The sequence below is a fragment of the Actinoplanes sp. NPDC049599 genome (genome assembly GCF_044465625.1).
Classification (GTDB): domain Bacteria; phylum Actinomycetota; class Actinomycetes; order Mycobacteriales; family Micromonosporaceae; genus Actinoplanes.
Genome location: NZ_JBITLX010000005.1, coordinates 413,745 through 435,697, shown reverse-complemented (window position 1 = coordinate 435,697; position 21,953 = coordinate 413,745). Strand labels below are relative to the sequence as shown.

The following is a 21,953-nucleotide window of genomic DNA, read 5'->3' as shown; positions in this document are numbered from 1 at the left end:
GGCAATGCTTGGCGCGGCCGTTTCGGCGCGGCAGAAGCGTGTCGCCCGTCCGGGGGATGGCGATCGATCATCACAACAGCCATGCAAAAGACTCCGGAGCTAACACCCATGCTCCAAGATCTGGCCGAACCACCCTCCCCCGATAGCCCGCGCACCGATCATACTGCGCATTTCGGTCCGGATTGATCTCATTCGGAAGGTCATCGACGTGTCGCACGAATGCATTTCTGCGACGCGATGAATTGGCACGATCCACCCCTGAGCCGAGGGCCAAAAATGTCACCCGGCGGCGAGAAAATGGTTCCATGGGGCAGCTTCAATTGTTCACTGCGACCGAGGTGGCCGCGATGCGCGACCGCACGAAGGCCCGCGGTTACTCACGCGAGCGCGAGGAGTTCCGCCGCGAGCACGAGCGCCATCGCGCCTGGGGTTTGGCTCAGCGCCACGCCGAGCGCCTGCGTCAGTTGCGGGAGAGGCCGCGTGATTCCCGGCCCTCGGCAACCGGGCAGCATCCGCCACGTTCCCGGACGCCAGGCCGGTCGTCCGAAACCCCGCCGACTGACTCGCGACCGTGCCCGGCGCCGGGCGGCGAGGCCGTGATCAGCCGGGACAACCCGGGTAGCCGGACACGGAAGCCCACGCTGCCGGAGTCCGCCGAGCCGCGCTCGCCGCGCCCCGCACCCGCCGCCACACCCACAGCTGGCCCCGGGCCCACAGGCGCGCCGGGCGGTGGGACGGGGCGCGGCGGTGGTCACGGGACCAGGCCAGGGACCGGGACCAGACCAGCAACCGACACCAGACCAACAACCGGGACCAGACCAACAACCGACACCAGACCAACAACCGACACCAGACCAACAACCGACACCAGACCAACAACCGCACTCGATGCCGTTGGGTCCCGGCGGTCTCGGCCCGCCGGGCGAACCATCGCCGATGAAGACGTGCCGCAGCCGATCGCGCGAGGCGCCGCCGCTGGCCATCCCACACCCCAACCGGCGCTACCTGCCGAACGAGACACCCACGCTGAGCCCAGGTCGATCACCCGAGCCGCCACCGCTGACCGCCCAACGCCCCAATCACCACGGCCCACCACCAATGCCGCTGCGCCCCGGCCCACCGTGCAAACCACTGCTACCGATTGCCCAGCACCACGACCGTCTCGACCCGCATCGGAGGGCACGGGCCATGGTGTCCGCGCGCCCTCGGTGCGGACTGTCCCAGTGCCGGCGAGCGGCCGAATGTCGGCAATGCATGCGACAGCGGCCAGCCCGCGTGGCCCACCGAGATCGGCCGGAAGATATCGCCATTCGGCCCGACAATGGTTCCAGGCGAACGGTGCCGGGTCGATCGGATCCGTTACTTGCGGCTGCGAGAAATGTGCATGCCTCCGCATTTGCTCGGTGAATCCGCCCTGGTCTGTCAAACGAACGGTGCCTTCTTGTTACCGGCGCCTTGATGACACAGGAGGCGCCGCTCCATGCCGGAATAGGGCAGGGCTATTGCGTGTTCGCCCGGCGGCGGTTTGAACTGGGGTTATGCGGGTTGATCGGCCCTTGTGGAGGCGGCTGGGACGGGTGAGGTCACTCAGGTGATCATGGAGTTCTCACACAGCCACGGCACCTTCGAGGACCTCACCCGCGATGTCAGCATGCCCGATCCAGGTACTGTCCGCAGTCGCCGCCCCCACCGATACACCCGCCCGCCCGATAACCGAGGGTGAACAAGCTCGGCTGCTGGACGCGTTGACCGCGATGCCGGACCCGCGCAGCCCGCGCGGTCTGCGCTACCCCCTGACCGGGCTCCTCGCGGTCGCGGTCTGCGCGGTCATGGCTGGTGCCAGCTCGGTCGCCGCGATCGCGGACTGGCTACACGATCTGGATGACATCGCCCGGGCCCGGCTTCCCGCACGCCGAGCAGGCCATCCGGATCACCCGAACCCGCACCATCACCCGCACCGGCAAGACCACCCGCGAAACCGCCTACCTGACCATCTCCCTGCCCGCCGCCGACGCCCACCCGGTCGACCTACAGGAATGGATCCGGCGCGAGTGGCTCATCGAAAATCTCGTGCACTACGTCCGGGATGTAACGTTCTGTGAAGACTCGCAGCAAGCCCGGACCGGCAACGGCCCCGCCGTCATGGCCACACTGCGTAACACCGCGATCGGCTTCCACCGGACCAGCGGCGACACCAACATCGCCCGCGCCACCCGACGCGCCAACCGCCGCCCCCACGACCTCATCACCGCCGTGATCAGCAGCAACCCGAGAACGCAATGACCCTGCGGAATAGGGTCCGCCGGGATCGGGCGGGAGGTGGCTGCTTCGCGCCCGCTCGCCGACGTGTCATGAGCCGGGTGACCTCCCGACTCCGATGAGATGTCGATCGTCGGTGTGGTCGTGCAGGTGGGTCATGACAGCGTCGGCTCGAGCGCCGCGATCGGCGGTGGCGCCGGGCGGGTGAAACGGGCCGGGAGGTGCAGCCGGATGAGCCAGGGGTGTTGCGCGGGCACCACCCGGGACGGGTCTGCGTGAGCCCGATCTCATCCGCCGGCTGCCGAAATTCTTTCCACCGCCTCGGCGACTGTGGTGATGTCCGCGTATTTGGCGCCCAGGTCGTACAGGTTTGCGTTGTGTGCTTCCGGGGTGCGGTCGCCGCAGGCGTCGGCTACCACGATGGGGTGGAAGCCGTGTTGCATGGCGTCTGTTGCGGTTGCTCGGATGCAGCCTGATGTGGAGACGCCGGCGATCACTGTGGTGTTGATGCCGGCTGCGGTCAGGGTTGCGGCCAGGGATGTGCCGAAGAATGCTGATGCGTACTGCTTTGTCACTACCGGTTCGCCGGGGGCGGGGGTCAGTTCCGGGACGAATTCGCCGAGGGGGCCGGCGCCCTCGGCGAGCAGGGCCAGGCTGGGCACCTTGCGGACGAACAGGCCGCCGTCCGCGCATCCGGGTGCATAGCGCACCCGGGTGTGCAGGACCGGTACGCCGGCAGTGCGGGCCGCCGCCAGCAGGGTCGCGCATCCTTCCACCGCTGCCCGGGAGCCCAGGTCGAACGGGCTTCCCGGGGTGAAGTACGCCCGCATCATGTCGATGACCAGCAGGGCGGGGCGGCTGCCCCAGCCCAGCCGGCCACCGAACGGTGACGTCATGCCCAGACGGGCCGGGTCGGCGCCGGCAGGCCGGTTTCCTCCAGGCACCGGGCCAGGATCGTGTCCAGGTCCGGGCCCTTGTCGAAGACCGGCAGCTCGTCCGGGCGCTCGGTGCGCAGCCGCGCCCGCAGTTCCTCGGTCGCGGCCGGGTCCGGCGTCCCGTGCTCGTCCACCACGACACCGTAGCGCCGGGCGCCGTCGGGCGTCACCAGGCCGCGCCGGACCTCCAGGCCGACCAGGGCCGGGTCGCGTTCCAGCGGGTCGCCCCAGCCGCCGCCGCCCCAGGTCACGAAGTGCAGCACGTCGCCGGGGCGGACCGGGACGTCGTGGCACTTGCTCGGCAGGATCTCCCGGGTGCCGTCCACGCGGTCGATCCACTTGCGGCCGCGGGCGCCCGGCTCGCCGCCGTTGACGCCCCACGGGTACATCAGCCAGCGGTCGTCGTGGATGGCGATGGTGCCCGGTTCCAGGAAGTTGTAGGCGACGTCCACGCCGTTGCCGCCGCGGTGCAGGCCCGCGCCGCCGGTGTCGGCGATGGTCTCCCACTTCTCGATCCGCAGCGGGTAATACGATTCCAGGAACTCGCAGGGGATGTTGACGAAGCTGGGCCACAGCGAGTGCCCGTCCGGGCCGTCGCCCAGCGGCCGGCCGGGGATGCCACCGAAGCCGATCGAGTAGAGCTGGAACCACTCGCCCTTGCGGTCGCCGCCGGAGTAGGTGCCGGAGTACATGAAGTGCGGCGACGACGAGAAGCCGGCGGCGTTGAGCAGCGCCGGGTTGGTCTGCCCGAGCAGGCCGCCGAACAGGTCGAAGACCCGGCCGATGCCGTGGTTGCGGGCGTTGAGGGCGGCCGGATGCTTGGGTTTCCAGTAGGAGCCGTCCGGGATCGTGACGTCGATCAGCGGGTAGAAGCCGTCGTTCCAGAGGATCTGCGGGTCGGCCACGGTGATCATGTAGATGCCGAAGAACATCCGGGCCAGGTTCTCGTTGAGGTAGTAGTTGATCGGCCCCTGCGCCTGCGGCGACGAGCCGGTGAAGTCCAGGTGCACCTTGTCGCCGGTGCGGGTGAGTGACAGCTTCAGCTCGTACGGGCCGAAGCCGACGCCGTCGTCGCAGATGTAGTCGGTGAACGACAGCGTCCGGCCCTCGGCGAAGACCAGGTGCAGCAGGGCCTTCATCGCGTCGTGGTTGCGCTGCAGCAGCGCGTCCAGCGCGGACAGGTACGTGTCGACCCCGAACCGGGCGCACATCTCCTGCACCCGCCGGGCGGCCGTGCGGCAGGCGGCGACCAGCCCGTTGAGGTCGGCGCGGTTCCAGTCCGGCACCCGCACCTGGTTCAGGATGATCCGCAGGGCGTCCTCGTTGATCCGGCCCTCGGCGTAGAGCTTGAACGGCGGGATCACCACGCCTTCCTCGTAGATGGTGCGCGCGTCGGTGGGCATCGAGGACGGCGTCTTGCCGCCCACGTCGGACATGTGCCCGAACATCGACGCCCAGCCGACCACCCGTCCGTCGACGAAGATCGGCAGCACCACCAGCCAGTCGTTGGCGTGGCTGATCGCGGCGCCGCACGCGTACGGGTCGGAGGTGAGCAGGACGTCGCCCTCGCGGATCTCACCGTCGAAGCCGGCCAGGAAGTCCGGGATGGACAGTCCGAACTGGCCCACCACCATCTTGCCGGCCGGGTCGGCGATCAGCGGGAACTCGTCGTGCTGCTCGCGGATGCCGGGCGAGAGCGCGGTGCGGAACAGCACCTCGTCCATCTCGTACCGGGCGTTGCGCAGGCCGTTCTCGACCAGGTCGAGGGTCACCGGGTCGACCTCGACGCGCGGGACCGGGGTGCTGTTCGGCTCGACGATCGTTGCCATCTCAGGCCTCCGTAGCGCTGGGGCGGATGAGCAGACTGCCGCCGGCGTCGGCGGTCGCGGTGTGCCCGGGGAGCACGAGGGTGGTCGAGTCCATCTCGACCACGATGGCGGGGCCGGGCACGACGTCCCCCGCGCGCAGCTTCAGCCGGTCGTAGAGGCCGGCGTCGACGAAGCCGCCGTCGACGTAGATCCGGGTCTCGCCGGTGCGGGCGGCGGTGGCGTCGCCGTCGCCCGCCTCCAGCCGGATCGGGGCGACCCGTGGCCGCGGCCCGGTGACGGTGGCCCGCGCGTTCACCAGCTCGTGCCCGGCGGGCAGCGTGAACGAGAAGAGCCGCTCGTGCTCGGCGTCGAACTGCCGGGCCAGCTGGGCGGGCCCGTCCGCCGCGGCCAGCAGGTCCGCGTCGAAGATGACGGCCAGCTCGTTGCCCTGCCCGACGAACCGCAGGTCGGCCGAGTAGGTGGTGGTGTGCGCGCTCGCCGGTACGCCCTGGGCGACCAGCCGCTGCGAGGCGGCCTCGGCCAGCTCGCCGAAGACCGTCCGCAGCTCGGTGGCGTCCAGCTCGTCGAGCTTGCGCAGCACCGTGCGGGCCGACTCGTCGCGGGCGGAGGTGGTGGCGTCGCCCAGCGCGCAGAGCACCCCGGGCGACGGCGGCACGATCACCGGCCAGGCCCCGGTGAGCCGGCCGAGCGCGTTGGCGTGCAGCGGCCCGGCGCCGCCGAAGGCGACCAGCGCGAAGTCCCGGGGGTCGAAGCCCTGCTGCACGCTGACCAGGCGCAGCCCGCCGAGCATGTTCTCGTTGACGATGTCGATGATCCCGGCCGCGGCGGCCTCGGCGCTGGGCAGGCCCATCGCGTCGGCCACGGTCTGCACGGCCGCGCGGGCGGCCTCCCGGTCGAGGGTGATCTCGCCGCCGGCCAGCGCGGACGGCAGGTAGCCGAGCACCACGTTGGCGTCGGTCACCGTGGGTTCGGTGCCGCCCTTGCCGTACGCGGCCGGTCCGGGCTCGGCGCCGGCGGACCGGGGGCCGACCCGCAGCGCCTTGGTGAGCTGCGGGACGTGGGCGATGGAGCCGCCGCCCGCGCCGACCGTGCGCACGTCGACGGCGGACGCCCGTACCGTGAGGTCGCCGACCTTGGTCTCCCGGCCGATCCGGGCCGTGCCGCCGCGCACCAGCGCCACGTCGGTCGAGGTGCCGCCCATGTCGAACGTGATCAGCTCGGTGTGCCCGGACTGCTCGGCGATCCAGACCGCGCCGGTGACCCCGCCGGCCGGGCCGGAGAGCAGCATGGTGACGGGGGCGGAGATGGCGGCGTCGGCCGAGGAGAGGCCGCCGTCGCTGCGCAGGATCGACAGTTCCCCGGGTACGCCCTCCCGGGCCAGCTGGGCCGAGAGGTTCGCGACGTACCGGGCGACCTGCGGCTGCACGTAGCCGTTGGCCACAGTGGTCAGCGCGCGCTCGTACTCCCGCATCTCCGGCAGCACCACGCTGGAGAGCGAGACCTCGACGCCGGGCAGCTCCTCGGCGGCGAGCTCGGCGATCCGGCGCTCGTGCCGGTCGTCGGCGAAGGCGTTGATGAGCGAGACCGCCAGGGCCTCGACGCCGTTGGCGCGCAGCGCCCGCAGCGCCTGCCGGGTGGCCTCCTCGTCCAGCTCGAGCACGACGCTGCCGTCGCTGCCGATCCGCTCGGGAGCCTCCACAGTGTTCTCCAGCGCCGCGAGCGGTTCCGGCTTGGGCCAGATGATCCAGCCGGCCAGCCCGCCGGGCACGAAGGAGCGGGCGATCTGCAGCACCTGCCGGAAGCCGCGGGTGGTCACCAGCCCGACCGTGGCGCCCTTGCCCTCCAGGATCGCGTTGGTCGCGACGGTGGTGCCGTGCAGGACGTGCGCGATGTCGCCGCGGGCCACGCCCGCTTCCGCGCACACCTTGTCGATGCCGTGCAGCACCCCGATCGACTGATCGCTCGGCGTCGAGGCGGTCTTGGCCCGCCAGGTGGATCCGGATTCCTCGTCTACCAGTAACACGTCGGTGAAGGTTCCGCCGACATCCACGCCGAGTCGATATGACATGTCGCTCCTCAGATGATTCCGTCAGCGCGCAAGCGCACCTGCTCCTTGCCGTCCAGTCCGATCAGTCCGCCGTAGATCTCGTCGTTGTGCTCCCCGAGGGCCGGCCCGGCGGTGCGGACGGCGCCGGGGGTCGCGGACAGCCGCGGGGTCGCGTTCTGCATGGGCAGCTCGCCGAAGTCCGGGTGCGGCACCCGGACGATCGCCTCGCGGGCCGCGAAGTGCGGGTCGGCGAACATGTCCTTGGCCCGGAAGATCCGGCCGGCCGGCACCCCGTTGCCGTGCAGGGTCTCGAGCAGCTGCTCGGCGCCGATCGTGGCGGTCCACCGGGCGATGTGGTCGTCGAGCTCGGCCATCGCCGCACCGCGCGCCGAGTGGGTGGCGTACCGGGGGTCCCGGGCCAGTTCCGGCTCGCCCATGGCGGCCGCCAGCCGGCCGAACACCGTGTCCTGGTTGGCGGCGATGAGGATCAGGTCGCCGTCGCCGGTCGGGTAGACGTTGCTCGGCGAGACGTTCGGCAGGGTGGCGCCGGTGCGCTCGCGCTGGTAGCCGGCGACCGACCACTCGGGCAGCAGCGACTCCATCATCGCCAGCACCGCCTCGTAGATGGCCGAGTCGACCACCTGGCCGCGGCCGGTGCGGCTGCGGCTGTGCACCGCGACCAGGGTGCCGAGGCAGGCGTAGACGGCGGCCAGGGAGTCGCCGAGCGAGATGCCGGCGCGCACCGGGGGGCCGTCCGGCTCGCCCATCACGTACCGGATGCCGCCCATCGCCTCGCCGATCGAGCCGAAGCCGGCCCGCCCGGCGTAGGGTCCGGTCTGGCCGTAGCCGGTGACCCGGGTGATGATCAGCCCGGGGTTGGTGCGCCAGAGCGTCTCCGGGCTCATCCCCCAGCGTTCCAGGGTGCCGGGCCGGAAGTTCTCCACCACGATGTCGGCGGTGTCGACGAGCCGGCGGATGAGCTCCTGGCCGCGCGGGTCGCGCAGGTTGCAGGTGATCGACTTCTTGTTGCGGGCCACCACCGGCCACCACAGCGACTTGCCGTGCGGCTTCTCCCGGCCCCACTCGCGCATCGGGTCGCCCTTGCCGGGGTCCTCGACCTTGATCACCTCGGCGCCGAAGTCGCCCAGCAGCTGCCCGCAGAACGGCCCGGCCAGCAGCTGCCCGAACTCCACCACGCGCAGATCGTCCAACGGAAGGTTCATGACGGGACCCCGATCATCGTGGCGCGGGCGTTGTAGAGGTGGGCGCGCATGATCGCCTCGGCCCAGTCGCCGTCGCCGGCCCGCGCGGCGGCGACCATCTCGACGTGGTGGTGCAAGCTGCGCTGGAGCGCCTCCGGGCTGTAGTCGTGGAAGTTCTGGTGGACGACCGCGGCGTGGGTGACCCCGCGCAGCGCGGCCGCCAGCGGCGGCGAGCCGGCCGCCTCGATGAACAGGCCGTGGAACCGCCGGTTCGCCTCGACGATGGGGGTCAGGTCCTGCCGGCGGCCCGGCCGGCCGGTCCGCAGCATCAGCTCGGCCAGCTCCTGCAGCTCGTCCAGCTCGGCGGCGGCGAGCTTCGGGACGGCCAGGCGGACCGCGTACGGCTCCAGCCGCAGCCGCAGGTCGAAGATCTCCCGCAGTTCGTCGGTGGACCAGCTCGCCACCCGGGCGCCGCGGTTGGGCTGGAGCTCGACCAGGCCCTCGGCGGCCAGCCGGGTCAGCGCCTCGCGGATCGGCGTGCGGCTCACCCGCAGCCGGCCGGCCAGTTCGGCCTCGCCGAGCCGGGCTCCGGACGCGATCGCCCCGGAGAGGATCTCCTCCCGCAGGGCCTGCGCCGCCTGTTCCGCTGCTGGTCGCACCGGGCCTCCCGTTCCGCTCGATTGCATGCAATCCTTGTCATCGATCGGGTGTTTGCGCAAGAGAGGTGTCCACGATGTCGACAGGTTGTATGCAATGAGCGTTTCGATCGTGGAGGTCTCCCCGCGCGACGGGCTGCAGAACGAGGCCGTGCCGGTGGCCACCGACGACAAGCTGGCGCTCATCACGACGCTGGTGGCCGGCGGCCTGCGCCGGATCGAGGCGACCAGCTTCGTCAACCCCAAGCGGGTGCCGCAGCTGGCCGACGCCGAGGCGCTCGCCGCGCGGCTGCCCCGCGGCGAGGTCTCGTGGATCGGGCTGGTGCTCAACGAGCGCGGGCTCGACCGGGCCATCGCCGCCGGCATGGACGAGGTGAACGTCGTGGTGGTCGCCACGGACCCGTTCAGCGAGCGCAACCAGGGCGTCGGCACGGCCGAGGGGATCGTGGCCTGGCACCGGATCGCGGCCCGGGCGAAGGCCGCCGGGCTGCGCACCACGGTCACCGTGGCGGCGGCGTTCGGGTGCCCGTTCTCCGGCGAGGTGCCGGTGGCGCGGGTCCGCGAGGTCATCGCGGGGTGCCTGCAGGCCCAGCCGGACGAGCTGGCGCTGGCGGACACCATCGGGGTCGGGGTGCCGGCGCAGGTGCGGGAGCTGGCGGCGGTGGCGGCGGCCGAGGCGCCCGGGGTGCCGCTGCGGTGGCATTTCCACAACACCCGCAACACCGGCTACGCCAACGCGATCACGGCGGCCGAGCTGGCCGGGGCCGGCCCGGTGGCGCTGGACAGCAGCGCCGGCGGCATCGGCGGGTGCCCGTTCGCGCCGGACGCCACCGGGAACATCGCCACGGAGGACCTGGTGTATCTGCTCGGCCGCAGCGGGTACGACACCGGGGTGGACGTCGCACCGCTGCTGCCGCTGGGCGCCCGGCTGGGCGGGCTGCTCGGGCACGAGGTGCCGGGGCAGCTGGCGCGGGCGGGAGTGTTCCCGCCCGGGTGATCCCGGATCAGCGCGAGGCGCTCAGCACTGCGGCGACCAGCCGTCGGCGCCGGCGAGGAACGCGGCCACGGTGAGGCCGGCCGCCTCCTCCCGGGTGAGCTGCGGGCGGTCCGGCGTGACCAGCGCGCCCGGCCCCCAGTTGTGGTATTCGGCGAACCGCGCGTCCCGCCAGGGCCAGGTGCCGAAGTCGCTCCACGGGGTCGGCCCCACGTGCGCGCCGAGCCACGAATCGCGGATGACGGTCTGGCCGATCGCGTTCGGGTCCTGGCTGGGGTGCCAGGGCCGGCCCAGGTAGACGCTCGCCGCCGGCGCATCCGAGGTGAACGCGCACCCGGCGAAGAGCAGCCCGTACGGGTTGGTGATGCTGGTGCTCGGCGCCGTCACGTACCCGTTGTTGGTGGCCGATCCCCGGTCGAGCGCGTGGATCCGGCACCGGTCGAAGGCGGCCGTGCCGCGGCCGAAGATGAAGTCCACGTCCCCCTCGACGTAGCAGCGGCGCAGGTAGATCCGGGCCGGCACGTCCGCGGCGCGGCTGTTGAGATAGAGCGTGTCCTGGTTGCCGAGGAACCGCACGGTGTCGAACTCGATGCGGTCGGCCCGGGTCAGCACGGCCACCGCCTGCCGCCCGGTGATCTCCGGGTGCGCCGCCTCGTCGAACGAGTTCCCGAAGGTCAGGTTGCGGGCCGCGAAACCGGCGCCGTCCACGGTGACCGAGGCGCTGCCCGAGGTGCCCCAGGTGCCGCCGTCCGGGCGCGGCGTGCCGTTGGCCCGATCGTCGGTGATCACCACCTGCTCCGGGCGGGTGCCCCGGCCGCGCAGCAGGATGTTCGGCTTGTCGGCGGGGATGATCACCTGGCCGGGGTAGGTGCCGGGCTCGACGTTGATGGTGAAGCGCTCGGTCCGGCCGGCCGGCACGGCGTCGACCGCCGCCTGGATGGAAACGAAGTCACCGCTGCCGTCCGCGGCCACGGTGCTGCGGTCACCGGATCGGGCGGAAGCGGCCGGGGCGCTGCGGGAACCGGACCGGGCGGAGGCGGCCGGGGCGGCCTGGGCGGGGCCGCCGGTGACGGCTCCGGCGGCGAGCGCCGCGCCGGAGCTCGCCGCGAGCCTGATCAGGGTTCGGCGATCCATGAGGACTCCTGCCGGGGACGGAGCGCTAGAGGTAAGCGCTTTCCCGCCGACCGTAGAAGCCGGAACCACGTCCGTCAATGCCTGGGCGCGGACCGAGCCGGGCCGTGTGCCGGCCCGGCTCTTTCCATACGGCGCAACCGGCGCCACCGGCCTCGCTGGCGCAACCAGCGCTACCAGCGCGACCAGCGCGACCAGCGCGACCAGCGCAACCAGCGCAACCAGCGCAACCAGCGCAACCAGCGCGACCAGCGCGACCAGCGCGACCAGCGCGACCAGCGCGACCAGCGCGACCAGCGCGACCAGCGCGACCAGCGCGACCAGCCTCGCTGGTGCAAACGGCGCTACCAGCGCTACCAGAGGATGCCCGGCTGCGGGATCTCGGCGCCCACGGCGAAGAAGTCGTGCCACTTCACGCCGGTGCCGACGAAGCGCCGGCCGGTGGACCGGGCCACGTACACGTCGGCGGCCGGGCCCCGGGTGAACGTCGCGATGTCGGTGCGGCCGTCGCCGGTGAAGTCGCCGGTGCCGGGGATCTCGGTGCCGACGGCGAAGAAGTCGTGCCACTTCACGCCGGTGCCGGCGAAGTAACTCCCGCGGGACAGGGCGACGTACGCGTCCGCGGAGCCGCCCCGGGTGAACGTCACGATGTCGTCCCGGTGGTCGCCGTTGAAGTCGCCGACCGAGGCCAGCTCCGAGCCGACGGCGAAGAAGTCATGCCACTTGACCCCGGTGCCGGCGAACGAGTGGCCGGTGGACAACGCGACGTACACGTCCGCCGCCGCACCCCGGGTGAACGTCACGATGTCGTCCTTGTTGTCACCGTTGAAATCACCGACCGCCGGCGTCTCCGAGCCCACCGCGAAAAAGTCATGCCATTTCACCCCGGTGCCGGCGAACGAATACCCGGTGGACAACGCGACGTACACGTCCGCCGCCGCACCCCGGGTGAACGTCGCAATGTCGTCCTTGTTGTCACCGTTGAAATCACCGACCGCCGGCGTCTCCGAGCCCACCGCGAAAAAGTCATGCCATTTCACCCCGGTGCCGACGAACGAATACCCGGTCGACAACGCGACGTACACATCCGCGGCCGGGCCCTTGGTGAACGTCGCGATGTCGTCCTTGTTGTCGCCGTTGAAGTCGCCGACCAGTGGCGTCTCGGTGCCCACCGCGAAGAAGTCATGCCATTTCACGCCGGTGCCGGCGAACGACGATCCCGTCGACAGTGCCACGTAGACGTCGGCGGCCGGGCCCCGGGTGAAGGTGACGATGTCGTCGCGGCCGTCGCCGTTGAAATCGCCGGCCACGCCGCTGAAGCCGCCGCCCGCGGGCGGGGCGGCGGCCGCCGGAAGGGCCGCGACCTGGACGGCCATCGTGACTGCGGTGACCGCTGAGAGCGCCAGCAGGCGCCGGTTCCTGAGCATTGTTCTCCCCGTTCCGATGATGCTGACCGAATGGTGTGGTGCCGGGAGAAAACTAACGCCGGAAAACGCCGGCGCGACCATTCAGTCCGCTTGCCGTCCAGCTCCGGTAAAGCCGGCGGCGCGCGCGGGAAAGGGGTACGATCGCCGCCGGTTCAGCCCCGCTCGGTGCTGCCGATCAGGCGCGCGTCCCAGCGCCGCGAGCGCGCGGGCCCGCAGCCGGCCAGGACCACGGCGGCGTTCTCGGCCCGGCCGCCGCCGGCCACGGTCAGGCACCGCCCGCTGGTGGCGGCACGGATCGTGAAGCCCGTACGCCCGGCGTCCCGGAGCCGCCACCGGCGCGGGAGCGCGTCGTCGCACCGGTACTGCACGACCCGCCCGCCGCCCGCCGCGGAGAGGCACCGGCCGCTCTTGATGTTCTGCACCTGGAACAGCCCGGTCAGCGACACCAGGCGCATCCGCCACAGGTGGGCCCGCTCCTCGCGGCACGCGCTCTGCACCACCGCGGTGTTGTCGGCCGTGCCGCCGCCGGCGATCGCGAGGCACTTGCCGCTGTGCACGTTGACCAGCTGGAACCCGCGCAGGAACGGGAACTCCGGCGCCGCCCGGGCCGGGCCCGCCGGCGCCGCGACCGCGACCGCCGCGGCGGCGGCGGCGACCATCCGCGCCCCGGCGAAGAGAACAGTACGGCGAACAGACATGACACACCTTTCACATAAGACCTCACCATTCATTCCACAGCCGACAAGAAGGTATCCGTAGCACCATTTCCGATCGTGGACATCCGCGCGAATCACCCATCGCGTCGCGCCGGTTCACCCGCGTCGGCGTCTCGTCTAGGCTGACCACAGCGGTGCCGCGGCCATTCGACAGTCCCGCCCCGGACGGCGAGAGAAGGTGACGGTGTCCTCGACGGCGCATCCCGACGAGCGCATTCCGGGCTCCCGGTCGGCCACCGATCCGGACCGGCTGCTGCCGCGCGGGCGCCACGATCTCACCCGGGAATTCGTCAGCCGGACCCAGCGGGACCGCCTGATCGACGCGATGGCCCGGACGGTCGCCGAGCGCGGCTACGCCAACGCCTCGCTGGGTGAGGTGTGCACCGCCGCGGGAGTGTCCACGCGCGCCTTCTACCAGCACTTCACCGACAAGGAGGCGTGCTTCCTGGCCACCTTCGACCGCGGGGTCACGCTGCTGCAGAGGTCCGTCGCCGTGGCGTACGCGCGCCCGGCCCGCTGGCCGCAGCGGATGCACCGGGGCCTGGACACGCTGCTGCGGATCCTGGCGGCGGAGCCGGCCTTCGCCGCGCTGGCGGTGGTCGAGGTGCTCGCCGCCGGGCCGCGGGCGCGGGCCTGCCGGCGGCAGCTGCTGGACGCCTACGCGGTGTTCTTCGCCGAGGCGCCGCGCCGGGCGGGGGCGCCGCCGGTGCCGGACGGGGTGGTGGAGGCGGTCATCGCCGGCGTGTACGGCGTCATCTACGACTTCGTGTCCACCGGCCGCACCACCGAGCTGCCGGCCCGCTTGGGCGACCTGACCTACCTGGTGGTGGTGCCGTTCCTGGGCCCGGCGGCCGCCGCTCGGGTGGCCGCCGGGACACCGGGATGGGCCGCGCTACGCGCTGGGTGAGGGCTCGACCGGCGGCGCGCCGGCCGAGACCGTGATCTGCTGGGTGGTGTCGGTGGTGTCGGTGACCGCGTACCGCGCCGAGAACCGGGCCGTGGTGGCGCCGGTCGGGCAGGTCAGCCCGCCGGTCACCCGGATCGGCAACGTCACGCCCGCGGAGAAGTCCAGCACCGGGGCGCCGGCCTCGGTGCCGGGCAGCCACGGGCCGCTGATCGACGCGGGGCCGTCCGGCGCCACCGTGACCACGCAGGACGCCAGGCCGGAGATGGTGGTGACCACGCCGGCCTGCGGGATGGTCATGGTGCCGACCGAGCCCGCCTCGTCGTACTGCAGCGCGATGGTCCAGTCGCCGTTGGTCGAGTTGGAGACCGTGCGCGCGGTCGTGAAGAGCACGTTGGTGGGACAGGACCCGCCGTTGTTGGCGAACGTGGCCGGGGTCAGCGACGAGACCACCGGGCCGTCCGGGCTGGAGTTGCCGGGCTCGGCCGGCACGGCGCCGGTGTTGCCCGACTGGTTGCAGGTGACCGTGGTGCTGCCGACCAGGAAGGTCGCCGTGGTCCCGGGCACCAGCGAGGCGGTGCAGCTGTGCCCGGCCGGGCCGACCGTGGTGGCGGCCGCGGCCTGGGCGGGCCCGGCGGGGAAGGCCGCCAGGCCGGCGCCGGCGACGACGGCCGTCACGGCCAGCGCCGACCGGCGGACGGTACGGGTACGGGTGCGAACCATCTCGATCTCCTTTGATCGCGGATTACCGCTCAGACGCACTCGTCCTTGCCCCACTTGAGCCGCAGCGACAGGCCGGTGAGGTTGAACTCGCCGGCGGTCGTCGCCCAGGCCACCTGCTTGAGGTCGGTGATGGTGACCTTGTCGGCCTGCTGGCTGAACATGCCCTCGCGGCGCTGGGCGGTCTCGGCGGGGTCGTTGACCGGTCCCTTGTCGAGGGTGGCGGCGTCCCGGCCGATCTCCATGCCCTGGAACTTGGCGTTGCCGTCCATCGCGTTCATGTCGATGACCATGTTGGTGGCCGTCACCGGGTCCTTACCGGTGCCCGCCCTGATCTTGAGGGTGACCGCGCCGAAGTCACCCAGGTCGGTGACGACCGACTGGCACAGGTTGGTCAGCGTGGCGTTCCTCATCGCCGACACCGCCACCGGTTCCGGCCGCGGCGAGCCGGCGCCGGGCTCGGTCCGGGCGTCGACCGTGCCGTACTGGACGAAGCCGGTCGCCACGAGCTGGTCGGCGCTGACCTTGAACTGCTGGCCGGACACCGAGAACGAGGCGGCGAGCGCGCCGTGGGACATCAGCGTGAGCAGCCCGCCGACGGTTGCCGCGCAGAGGCCGACCAGCAGGCCGAAGCGGCGCCAGCGGGTGCGGCCGTACCGGGTCAGCCGATGCTCAGGACATTGACAATCGCGCATGGGCTCTCCCCCACTTTGATCCAGAAAAGGTGGTTGTTCTGGATGGGAGGCACGCTAACCCCCGAGCCCGAGACATCGTCAAGCGTCGAAGTCTGCGCCGCCCGGTCCGGCCCCGGCCGGCGACTCCCGCCAGGTCCGCAGCGCCCACCACAGGCCCACCGTGGCCAGCACGGTCCCCGGCGCACCCGGCACCAGCGGGACCCCGGTGAGCTCGTGCAGCCGGCGCAGCCGGTACCGGACCGTGTTCGGGTGCACGTGCAGCGCCGCCGCCGTGTGGTCCAGCCGCTGGCCGTGGTCCAGATAGGCCATCGCGGTGCCGGCCAGCTCGCGGTGGAAGTCGTCGCCGGGGTGCAGCGCACCCAGGACCGCGGCGCCGGCGAGCCCGGCCAGCAGCGGCTGGGCGGTCAGCGCGAGGTCGCCGGCGTGCTCGACCAGCAGGTGCAGCCCGGCGCGGCCGGACCCGGCGGCGACCGGCAGCGCGGCCACGCACAGGTCGTACACCCCACGGATCTCCGGCAGGGGCCAGGCCGGCGCCGCGACCATCAGCAGACCCGGGTCGAGCGCGTCCGGCCCCGGCAGGCGTGGCGCCAGCACGGCCAGCCGGCCCAGCACCGTACCGGCGAGGCCGCCGCCCACCACCAGCCGGCGGCCGGCCGCGCGCAACCGGGCCGGGTCGGCCACCTCGGACAGCAGGCAGTGGTAGCGGCCGTCCGGCCGTAGCCCGGCGCCGGTCAGGTCCGGCGGCGTCGGTGCCGGCTCCGCACCGAGCAGCAGCCCGCGCAGCACCCGGTCGCCGGCCGCCGAGCGGCTCCCGGCGAGGTCGCGCTCCGCGGCCCGGTGGCCCGCGATCACGTGCCGTTCCATGATCCCGAGGTAGCGGTCCAGCTCCAGCAGCACCTCGAGCAGCACGCTGTCGGGGATGGCCGCGGTCCGGGCCCGCTGCACCGCGATCTCCAGCGCCCGGTTGCGGCCCGCCTGGATCGCGCCGAGCAGGCCGCCGATCGAGATGCCCTGCGCGGCCCGGTCCGCGCCGAGCCGGGCGGCCTCGGCGAAGTCCCGCTCGCTGGGGTCACCGGCCCGCTCGAACGAGGCCAGCCCGGCGGAGAAGAGCAGGGCGACGTGCCGGCGGGTCTCCGCCTCGGGCAACCGGGCCACCTCCGGGGCCTCGGCCCGGGCCGCCCGCACGAGGTCGTCGACGATGCGCTCGTCGGCCGCCATCGCCGCCAGCACCTTGAGGAACACCTCGCCGCGCGTGGTCAGCGTCATCTCTCCCCCGGGCCGGTTGTGGCCGCCGCACAACGACGGGGCCGAACGTTGGACACCGGCACCTATCGACGGGCGACGATCCCCTGTTTCCTGTGCGTTACCGCAAAGTAACATCACTCGCCGTGGTCAGGAGAGTCCCGTGGCCCGAAAATTCCTCGCGTTGACCGCCCTCGCCGCCGTCCTGCTGGCCGGCCCGCAGCCGGCCGCCGCCGCGCCGGCGCTGCAGGAGGTGATGTTCGTCGGCAACAACTGGGCGGGCACCGTGGACGTGATCCGGTCCAGCGGCGACTACGCCAAGCTCGGCGGGTTCAGCGTGGTGCCGGACCTCGACGCCCGGCTGCTGGACATCTACCTCAACCCGATCAAGCTGGCGTACTTCCTCGGCATCCGCTCCGGCCCGGGCGAGGGGCACGACCAGCTCGTGGACGACATGTACACCACCCCGGACGGCACCGCGCTGGTCGCCTCCCGGCCCAGCCTGGCCGACGTGGTCTCGATCGACCTGCGCACCCGCGCGGTGAAGTGGCGCTTCGGGGTCTCGGGCTTCCGCGCCGACCACATGGCGGTGTCCCCCGACGGCACCCAGGTGGCGGTCTCCGCGTCCACCTCGAACACGGTGCACGTGCTCGACATCGCCACCGGCCGGCAGCTCGGCTCGTTCGGCACCGGCGACAAGCCGCACGAGAACGTCTACACCGACGGCGGCCGGTACCTGTGGAACATGTCCATCGGCGAGGTCAACACGGATCTCGACGCGCCCGGCTGGGACTGGACCAAGGGCAACCGGCGGATCACGGTCGTGGACACCACCACCTTCCGGACGGTACGCACGATCGACATGCGCGCCCGGCTGGACGCGTTCGGCCGCAAGGACCTGTCCAACGCGATCCGGCCCGCGGTGTTCACCCCGGACGGCGCCAAGCTGTACTTCCAGGTCTCGTTCTTCCACGGCTTCGTCGAGTACGACGTCGCCACGGACAAGATCACCCGGGTACGGACGCTGCCGAAGAACCCGGCGACCAGCGACGACCGCACCACCTTCGTCAACGACTCCCGGCACCACGGCCTGGCGATGAGCCCGGACGGCGGCAAGCTCTGCATCGCCGGGACCATGGACGACTACGCCACCGTGGTCGACCGCGGCACCCTCCAGGAGGGACCGCTGGTGCCGGCGAGCAAGCCGTACTGGGCGACGGTCAGCGGCGACGGGCGCGACTGCGTGATCTCCGAGTCGGGCGCGGACCAGGTCTCCGCGATCAGCTTCGCCACCGGCCGGCGGGTGGCCACGGTGCCCGTCGGCGACCACCCGCAGCGGGTCCGGATCGGCCACGTGCCCACCGGCTGGACGGCGCCCTAGCGCACGCGGCATCCTGACCTGCACCGACGGCGCACACCGCGTCATCCATCTCCTGGTCCGCGACCCGCCGGCCCGCTCCGTCGAGCGCCGGCGGGTGCGGCCGGGGCCGGCTCAGGTGTCGGCCGGGACGCCGGCCGTGACCTCGCCGAGCTCCCGGCGGACCACGTCGGCGTCGGCGTGGCCGAGGTCGCCGAGGATCACCGCCGCCCGGCGCCAGGCCGCGCAGCCGTCCGCGACCGCTCCGGTGTCCAGCAGGACCGCGCCGAGCCGGCGCAGCGTGTCGGCTTCCTGGAAGCGGTCGCCGCAGGACCGGAAGGCCGCCACCGCGAGCCGGAAGTGCGTCAGCGCGTTCCGGTGGTCCCCGGTGAGCCGGTACGCCACCCCGAGGGTGTCCCAGGTCAGGCCCTGGCCGAAGCTGTTGTGCAGCCGCTCGTGCAGGGCCAGCGCCCGCCGGCAGTGCGTGATCGCCGCTTCGGGCCGGTCGAGATGCGCGTGGTGCCAGCCGATCGCGTTGAGCGCCGTGGCCTGCCCGGCCAGGTTGTCCTCGGCCTCGAACAGGGCCAGCGCGCGCTCGTCGTGCCCGAGGGCGTCCGCGTGCCGGTGCCGGCGGGCGAACATCCTGGCTGTCGTGCGGTGGGCCGCCGCCAGGCCGGTGCGGTCGCCGATCGCGCCGAACAGCTCCCGGGCGATCGTCAGCTGGGCGGCCGCGTCGTCGTAGGCGCCCAGCCAGATCTGGGCGATGGCCAGCCCGCGGCGGGCCTCCGCCTCGGCGCCGCGGTCGCCGAGCCGGATCGCCGCGCTGATCGCGGCCCGCTGCAGCGCCGCCCGGTCGTGCCACCGGCCGCGGCGCTCCAGATAGGTGGTCAGGCCCTGGACCAGCTCCAGCACCCGCGCGTCGGCGCCGCACTCCGCGGCCCGCGCGACGCAGGAGAGCAGCACCTGGTATTCGTGGTCGAACCAGACCGCCGCGTCGACCGGGTCGACGGCCGCCGGCTCGGCGGCGCGGGCCCGCGGCAGGTCCCGGGTCGGGTCGAGCGCCCGGTCCGCGGCCAGCGCGGCCTCGGCGTAGTAGCCCAGCATCCGGTCCCGGACCGGGGCCGGGTCGCCGCCGACCTCGGCGGCGTAGAGCCGGACCAGGTCGTGCATGCGGTAGCGGCCCGGCTGGTGTTCCTGCACCAGGTGACCGTCGACGAGGTCGCGCAGCGAGGGCAGCAGCTCGGCGCGGGCCAGCCCGGTCAGGCACCGCACGGCGGCCAGCGCGATGTCCGGGCCCGGCGCCGAGCCGAGCCGGCCGAACAGCTCGGCGGCGGCCGGCCGGACCGCGGCGAGCGAGGCGGCCAGCACGGCACGCAGGTTGCCCCGCAGCTCGCCGCCGTCCAGCCCGTCCAGCCGGGCCGACGACTCCCGCAGGTCGGCGGCGAGCGCGGCCAGCGGCAGCTCCGGGGCGAGCGCGGCCCGCCCCGCCACGATGCCGAGCGCCAGCGACAGGCCCGCGCAGTGCCGGATCAGCTCGGCGGTGGCCTCGGGCTCGGCGGCGAGCCGGTCCGGGCCGAGATGACCGGCCAGCACCCGCGCCGACTCCCCGTCGTTGATCACCCCGAGCGGCACCGGCCGGGCGCTGTGCCCGGCCACCAGGTCGGCCAGCCCGGTGCGGCCGGTGATCAGGGTGGCGCAGCTCGCCGAGCCGGGCAGCAGCGGCTCCACCTGCGCCGAGCTCCGGGCGTCGTCCAGCACCAGCAGGATCTGCCGGCCGGCCAGCAGGCTGCGGTAGAGGGCGACCTGGCTGTCCGGGTCCGGCGGGACGGCCGCCGCGGTGACGCCGAGCCCGGACAGCAGGCCGCGGACCGCCACCTCGGCCGCCAGCGGTTCCCGGCCCGGGTCGAAGCCGCGCAGGTTCAGGTACAGCTGGCCGTCGGCGAACCGGTGGGCGTTGTCGTGGGCCCAGCGCAGCGCCAGCCAGGTCTTGCCCACCCCGCCCGGTCCGTGCACGACAGCCACCCGGCTCGCCCGGGCGGAACCCGCGGGCAGCAGCGCGGCGTCGAGGCGGGACAACATCACCGTACGGCCGGAGAACGCCGCCGGCAGCGCCGGCAGTTGCCGCGGCACCGCCCGGTGCCGGGGCCCGCCCGCCCGGGGCGCCGCCAGGGCGGCATCGGTGCGCAGGATCCGCTGGTGCAGCCGCTGGAGCGAGGGGCCCGGGTCGATGCCGAGCTCGTCGGCCAGCTGCCCGCGCACCCGCTGGTAGTGCGCCAGCGCGTCGGCGCGCCGGTCGCTGCGGTACAGCGCCAGGATGAGCTGGCCGGCGAGCCGCTCGTCGAACGGGTCGGCCGCGGCCCGGGCGGTGAGCGGGCCGACCAGCTCCGCGTGCCCGCCGCCGGCCAGCAGCAGGTCGACGTGGTCCCGCTCGACGGCCTGCCGCTCCCGGGCCAGTTCCGCCCGCACCTGCGCCGCCCAGGGGGTGTCGAGCCCGCCGAGCGGCTGCCCCCGCCACAGCCGCAGGGCCGCGGCGTACGCGTCCGATGCGCTCGCCTCGACACCGGAGCGTGCCGTCCCGACGAGGTGCCGGAACCGGTGCACGTCCACCGCCGGCGGATCGACCGCCAGCAGGTAGCCCGCCGCCTGCCGGACGATCGTGGCGTCCCACGGCTCGAGGGCCTGCCGGAGCCTGCACACGTACGCGCGGGTGGTGTCCCTGGCGCCGCGGGGCGGGTCGGCACCCCACACCCGCTCGACGAGGCTGCCGGTCGGCACGCACCGCCCGGCGTCGATCGCGAGCGCGGCCAGCACGTACGCCTGCTTGCTGTGGCCGATCGCGATCGGCCGGCCGTCGACGCCCACGCCGATCTCACCGAGCAGCCGGAACTCCACTGGCACCGTGATCAGACCCTCCCCCCGCACGCCGCCGCCCCAGTCTGTGCCACCGGCGCCCGGACCGCTGTCGGGCAGCGGACCTGCGGTGCAACGGGAATCCAACGTTGGCCCAACGGCGCCGGCCCACGGTGAGGGGCAACGGCGGGCCATCGGGCCGGCCATCCCGCAGGAGGAATCATGAACAGCACGGCAGGAAACAGCACAGCCGGCAGCAGCACCGCGGGCGCCGGCACCGCCGGCGCCACGGCGACCAAGCGGTACCGGGTCCAGCTCACGTCCCTGACCTGCAACCGCCGGCAGGACACCATCGGACGCGACGAGCCGCAGCTGTTCGTCAACGGCGTCTCGGTCTACGGGCCCGGCGACATCGGCAAGGGCGAGACCGTGGACCTGCGCCCGCGGTCGGCGGTGTTCACCTCGGTGGCCCACCTGGCGCTGGTCGAGGTGGACGCGGGCTCGGACGACTCGCTCGGGGTGGTCACCGCGATCGCGGGGCAGTCCGGCCAGGGCGCCCAGCGCGGCGAGTTCCACCTGACCAACGCCGACTACTCGATCACCTTTCAGGTCGTACCGGCCTGACGGCTCCCTCGCGCGGCGGCCCACCCGGGCCGCCGCGCGTCAGCAACCCGACGGCCCTTTCGCGGTGAGTGCGGCCATCAGGTCTTCGACCTCGGGCACCCCGGCGAGCCCGCCCGGTGTCCGGTACACGCGGCAGGCCAGCACGCCCACCGACGGCGGCGGGCCGAACAGGTCGACCCCGTCGACGGTGAAGGTCGGCGACCCCGCGAACCCGACCGCGGCCGCCTCGGCCTCCGTCGTGACCGGGACGAGCCGTACGTCCGCGTCACCACGGCCGATCCGGTCGAGGGCCCGCCGGAGACGCTGCTCACCGACGCGCCAGCTCGGGCAGTCCGCGAAGTACCACACCGTCACCCGCACATCCC

The 21,953-nt window shown here is 73.0% G+C and carries 18 protein-coding genes and 1 pseudogene; 6 read left to right on the top strand and 13 right to left on the bottom strand.

Annotation, left to right across the window (positions count from 1 at the left end; all coding sequences use genetic code 11):
- Positions 1–1,643: 1,643 nt before the first annotated feature.
- Positions 1,644–1,874, top strand: a pseudogene (locus ACIBQZ_RS12895) (transposase family protein); the annotation flags it as partial.
- 7 nt (positions 1,875–1,881) lie between these two features.
- The gene (locus ACIBQZ_RS12890; protein ID WP_396088761.1) at positions 1,882–2,283 is read left to right on the top strand and encodes a transposase; all 402 of its coding nucleotides are present in this window, start codon (positions 1,882–1,884) and stop codon (positions 2,281–2,283) included.
- A gap of 263 nt (positions 2,284–2,546) precedes the next feature.
- On the opposite strand, the gene ACIBQZ_RS12885 is transcribed toward ACIBQZ_RS12890, so the two are convergent.
- The 5 genes from ACIBQZ_RS12885 to ACIBQZ_RS12865 are packed head-to-tail and all read right to left on the bottom strand — an operon-like array spanning position 2,547 to position 8,931.
- A complete protein-coding gene (locus ACIBQZ_RS12885; protein ID WP_396088752.1) occupies positions 2,547–3,155 on the bottom strand; it encodes an isochorismatase family protein in 609 nt (202 codons plus the stop codon).
- Positions 3,152–5,023, bottom strand: coding sequence for a hydantoinase B/oxoprolinase family protein (locus tag ACIBQZ_RS12880; protein ID WP_396088751.1), 1,872 nt, complete (start codon positions 5,021–5,023; stop codon positions 3,152–3,154). The genes ACIBQZ_RS12885 and ACIBQZ_RS12880 overlap by 4 nt, the downstream gene beginning before the upstream one ends.
- Position 5,024: 1 nt before the next feature.
- Positions 5,025–7,091: a hydantoinase/oxoprolinase family protein gene (locus tag ACIBQZ_RS12875; RefSeq protein WP_396088750.1), complete on the bottom strand. Its 2,067-nt coding sequence runs from the start codon at positions 7,089–7,091 to the stop codon at positions 5,025–5,027.
- An 8-nt stretch (positions 7,092–7,099) separates the two neighbouring features.
- The gene (locus ACIBQZ_RS12870; RefSeq protein WP_396088749.1) at positions 7,100–8,293 is read right to left on the bottom strand and encodes a CaiB/BaiF CoA transferase family protein; all 1,194 of its coding nucleotides are present in this window, start codon (positions 8,291–8,293) and stop codon (positions 7,100–7,102) included.
- On the bottom strand, positions 8,290–8,931 hold the full coding sequence (locus ACIBQZ_RS12865; RefSeq protein WP_396088748.1) for a GntR family transcriptional regulator: 642 nt from the start codon (positions 8,929–8,931) through the stop codon (positions 8,290–8,292). The genes ACIBQZ_RS12870 and ACIBQZ_RS12865 overlap by 4 nt, the downstream gene beginning before the upstream one ends.
- 94 nt (positions 8,932–9,025) lie before the next feature.
- On the opposite strand from ACIBQZ_RS12865, the gene ACIBQZ_RS12860 reads away from it, so the two are divergent.
- Positions 9,026–9,925: a hydroxymethylglutaryl-CoA lyase gene (locus ACIBQZ_RS12860; RefSeq protein ID WP_396088747.1), complete on the top strand. Its 900-nt coding sequence runs from the start codon at positions 9,026–9,028 to the stop codon at positions 9,923–9,925.
- Between the two features lie 21 nt (positions 9,926–9,946).
- On the opposite strand, the gene ACIBQZ_RS12855 is transcribed toward ACIBQZ_RS12860, so the two are convergent.
- The 3 genes from ACIBQZ_RS12855 to ACIBQZ_RS12845 form a co-directional block, all read right to left on the bottom strand.
- Positions 9,947–11,056: a pectinesterase family protein gene (locus tag ACIBQZ_RS12855; protein ID WP_396088746.1), complete on the bottom strand. Its 1,110-nt coding sequence runs from the start codon at positions 11,054–11,056 to the stop codon at positions 9,947–9,949.
- A gap of 350 nt (positions 11,057–11,406) precedes the next feature.
- On the bottom strand, positions 11,407–12,480 hold the full coding sequence (locus tag ACIBQZ_RS12850; RefSeq protein WP_396088745.1) for an FG-GAP repeat domain-containing protein: 1,074 nt from the start codon (positions 12,478–12,480) through the stop codon (positions 11,407–11,409).
- 152 nt (positions 12,481–12,632) lie between these two features.
- Positions 12,633–13,178: an RICIN domain-containing protein gene (locus tag ACIBQZ_RS12845; RefSeq protein WP_396088744.1), complete on the bottom strand. Its 546-nt coding sequence runs from the start codon at positions 13,176–13,178 to the stop codon at positions 12,633–12,635.
- Positions 13,179–13,380: 202 nt separating this feature from the next.
- On the opposite strand from ACIBQZ_RS12845, the gene ACIBQZ_RS12840 reads away from it, so the two are divergent.
- Positions 13,381–14,103, top strand: a complete 723-nt coding sequence (locus ACIBQZ_RS12840; RefSeq protein WP_396088743.1) for a TetR/AcrR family transcriptional regulator — start codon at positions 13,381–13,383, stop codon at positions 14,101–14,103.
- Here the strand turns inward: ACIBQZ_RS12840 and ACIBQZ_RS12835 are convergent.
- From ACIBQZ_RS12835 to ACIBQZ_RS12825, 3 genes are all read right to left on the bottom strand, one after another.
- Entirely contained in the window at positions 14,089–14,823 is a 735-nt protein-coding gene (locus ACIBQZ_RS12835) for a hypothetical protein (protein ID WP_396088742.1), read from the bottom strand. The genes ACIBQZ_RS12840 and ACIBQZ_RS12835 overlap by 15 nt on opposite strands.
- Positions 14,824–14,852: 29 nt before the next feature.
- Positions 14,853–15,515 carry a DUF6230 family protein gene (locus ACIBQZ_RS12830; protein WP_396088741.1) on the bottom strand — a complete coding sequence of 221 codons (663 nt, stop codon included), beginning with the start codon at positions 15,513–15,515 and terminating at the stop codon, positions 14,853–14,855.
- Positions 15,516–15,593: 78 nt separating this feature from the next.
- Positions 15,594–16,781 (bottom strand): helix-turn-helix domain-containing protein, encoded by a 1,188-nt coding sequence (locus ACIBQZ_RS12825; RefSeq protein ID WP_396088740.1) that lies wholly within the window; start codon positions 16,779–16,781, stop codon positions 15,594–15,596.
- A 139-nt stretch (positions 16,782–16,920) separates the two neighbouring features.
- On the opposite strand from ACIBQZ_RS12825, the gene ACIBQZ_RS12820 reads away from it, so the two are divergent.
- Positions 16,921–18,138, top strand: a complete 1,218-nt coding sequence (locus ACIBQZ_RS12820; RefSeq protein ID WP_396088739.1) for a YncE family protein — start codon at positions 16,921–16,923, stop codon at positions 18,136–18,138.
- A gap of 111 nt (positions 18,139–18,249) precedes the next feature.
- On the opposite strand, the gene ACIBQZ_RS12815 is transcribed toward ACIBQZ_RS12820, so the two are convergent.
- Positions 18,250–21,012 (bottom strand): AfsR/SARP family transcriptional regulator, encoded by a 2,763-nt coding sequence (locus tag ACIBQZ_RS12815; protein ID WP_396088738.1) that lies wholly within the window; start codon positions 21,010–21,012, stop codon positions 18,250–18,252.
- A 174-nt stretch (positions 21,013–21,186) separates the two neighbouring features.
- Here ACIBQZ_RS12815 and ACIBQZ_RS12810 point away from each other — a divergent pair, with 174 nt between their 5' ends.
- The gene (locus ACIBQZ_RS12810) at positions 21,187–21,588 is read left to right on the top strand and encodes a hypothetical protein (protein WP_396088737.1); all 402 of its coding nucleotides are present in this window, start codon (positions 21,187–21,189) and stop codon (positions 21,586–21,588) included.
- Positions 21,589–21,627: 39 nt separating this feature from the next.
- Here ACIBQZ_RS12810 and ACIBQZ_RS12805 read toward each other — a convergent pair whose 3' ends face one another.
- Positions 21,628–21,948 carry a hypothetical protein gene (locus ACIBQZ_RS12805; RefSeq protein WP_396088736.1) on the bottom strand — a complete coding sequence of 107 codons (321 nt, stop codon included), beginning with the start codon at positions 21,946–21,948 and terminating at the stop codon, positions 21,628–21,630.
- Positions 21,949–21,953: the final 5 nt, after the last annotated feature.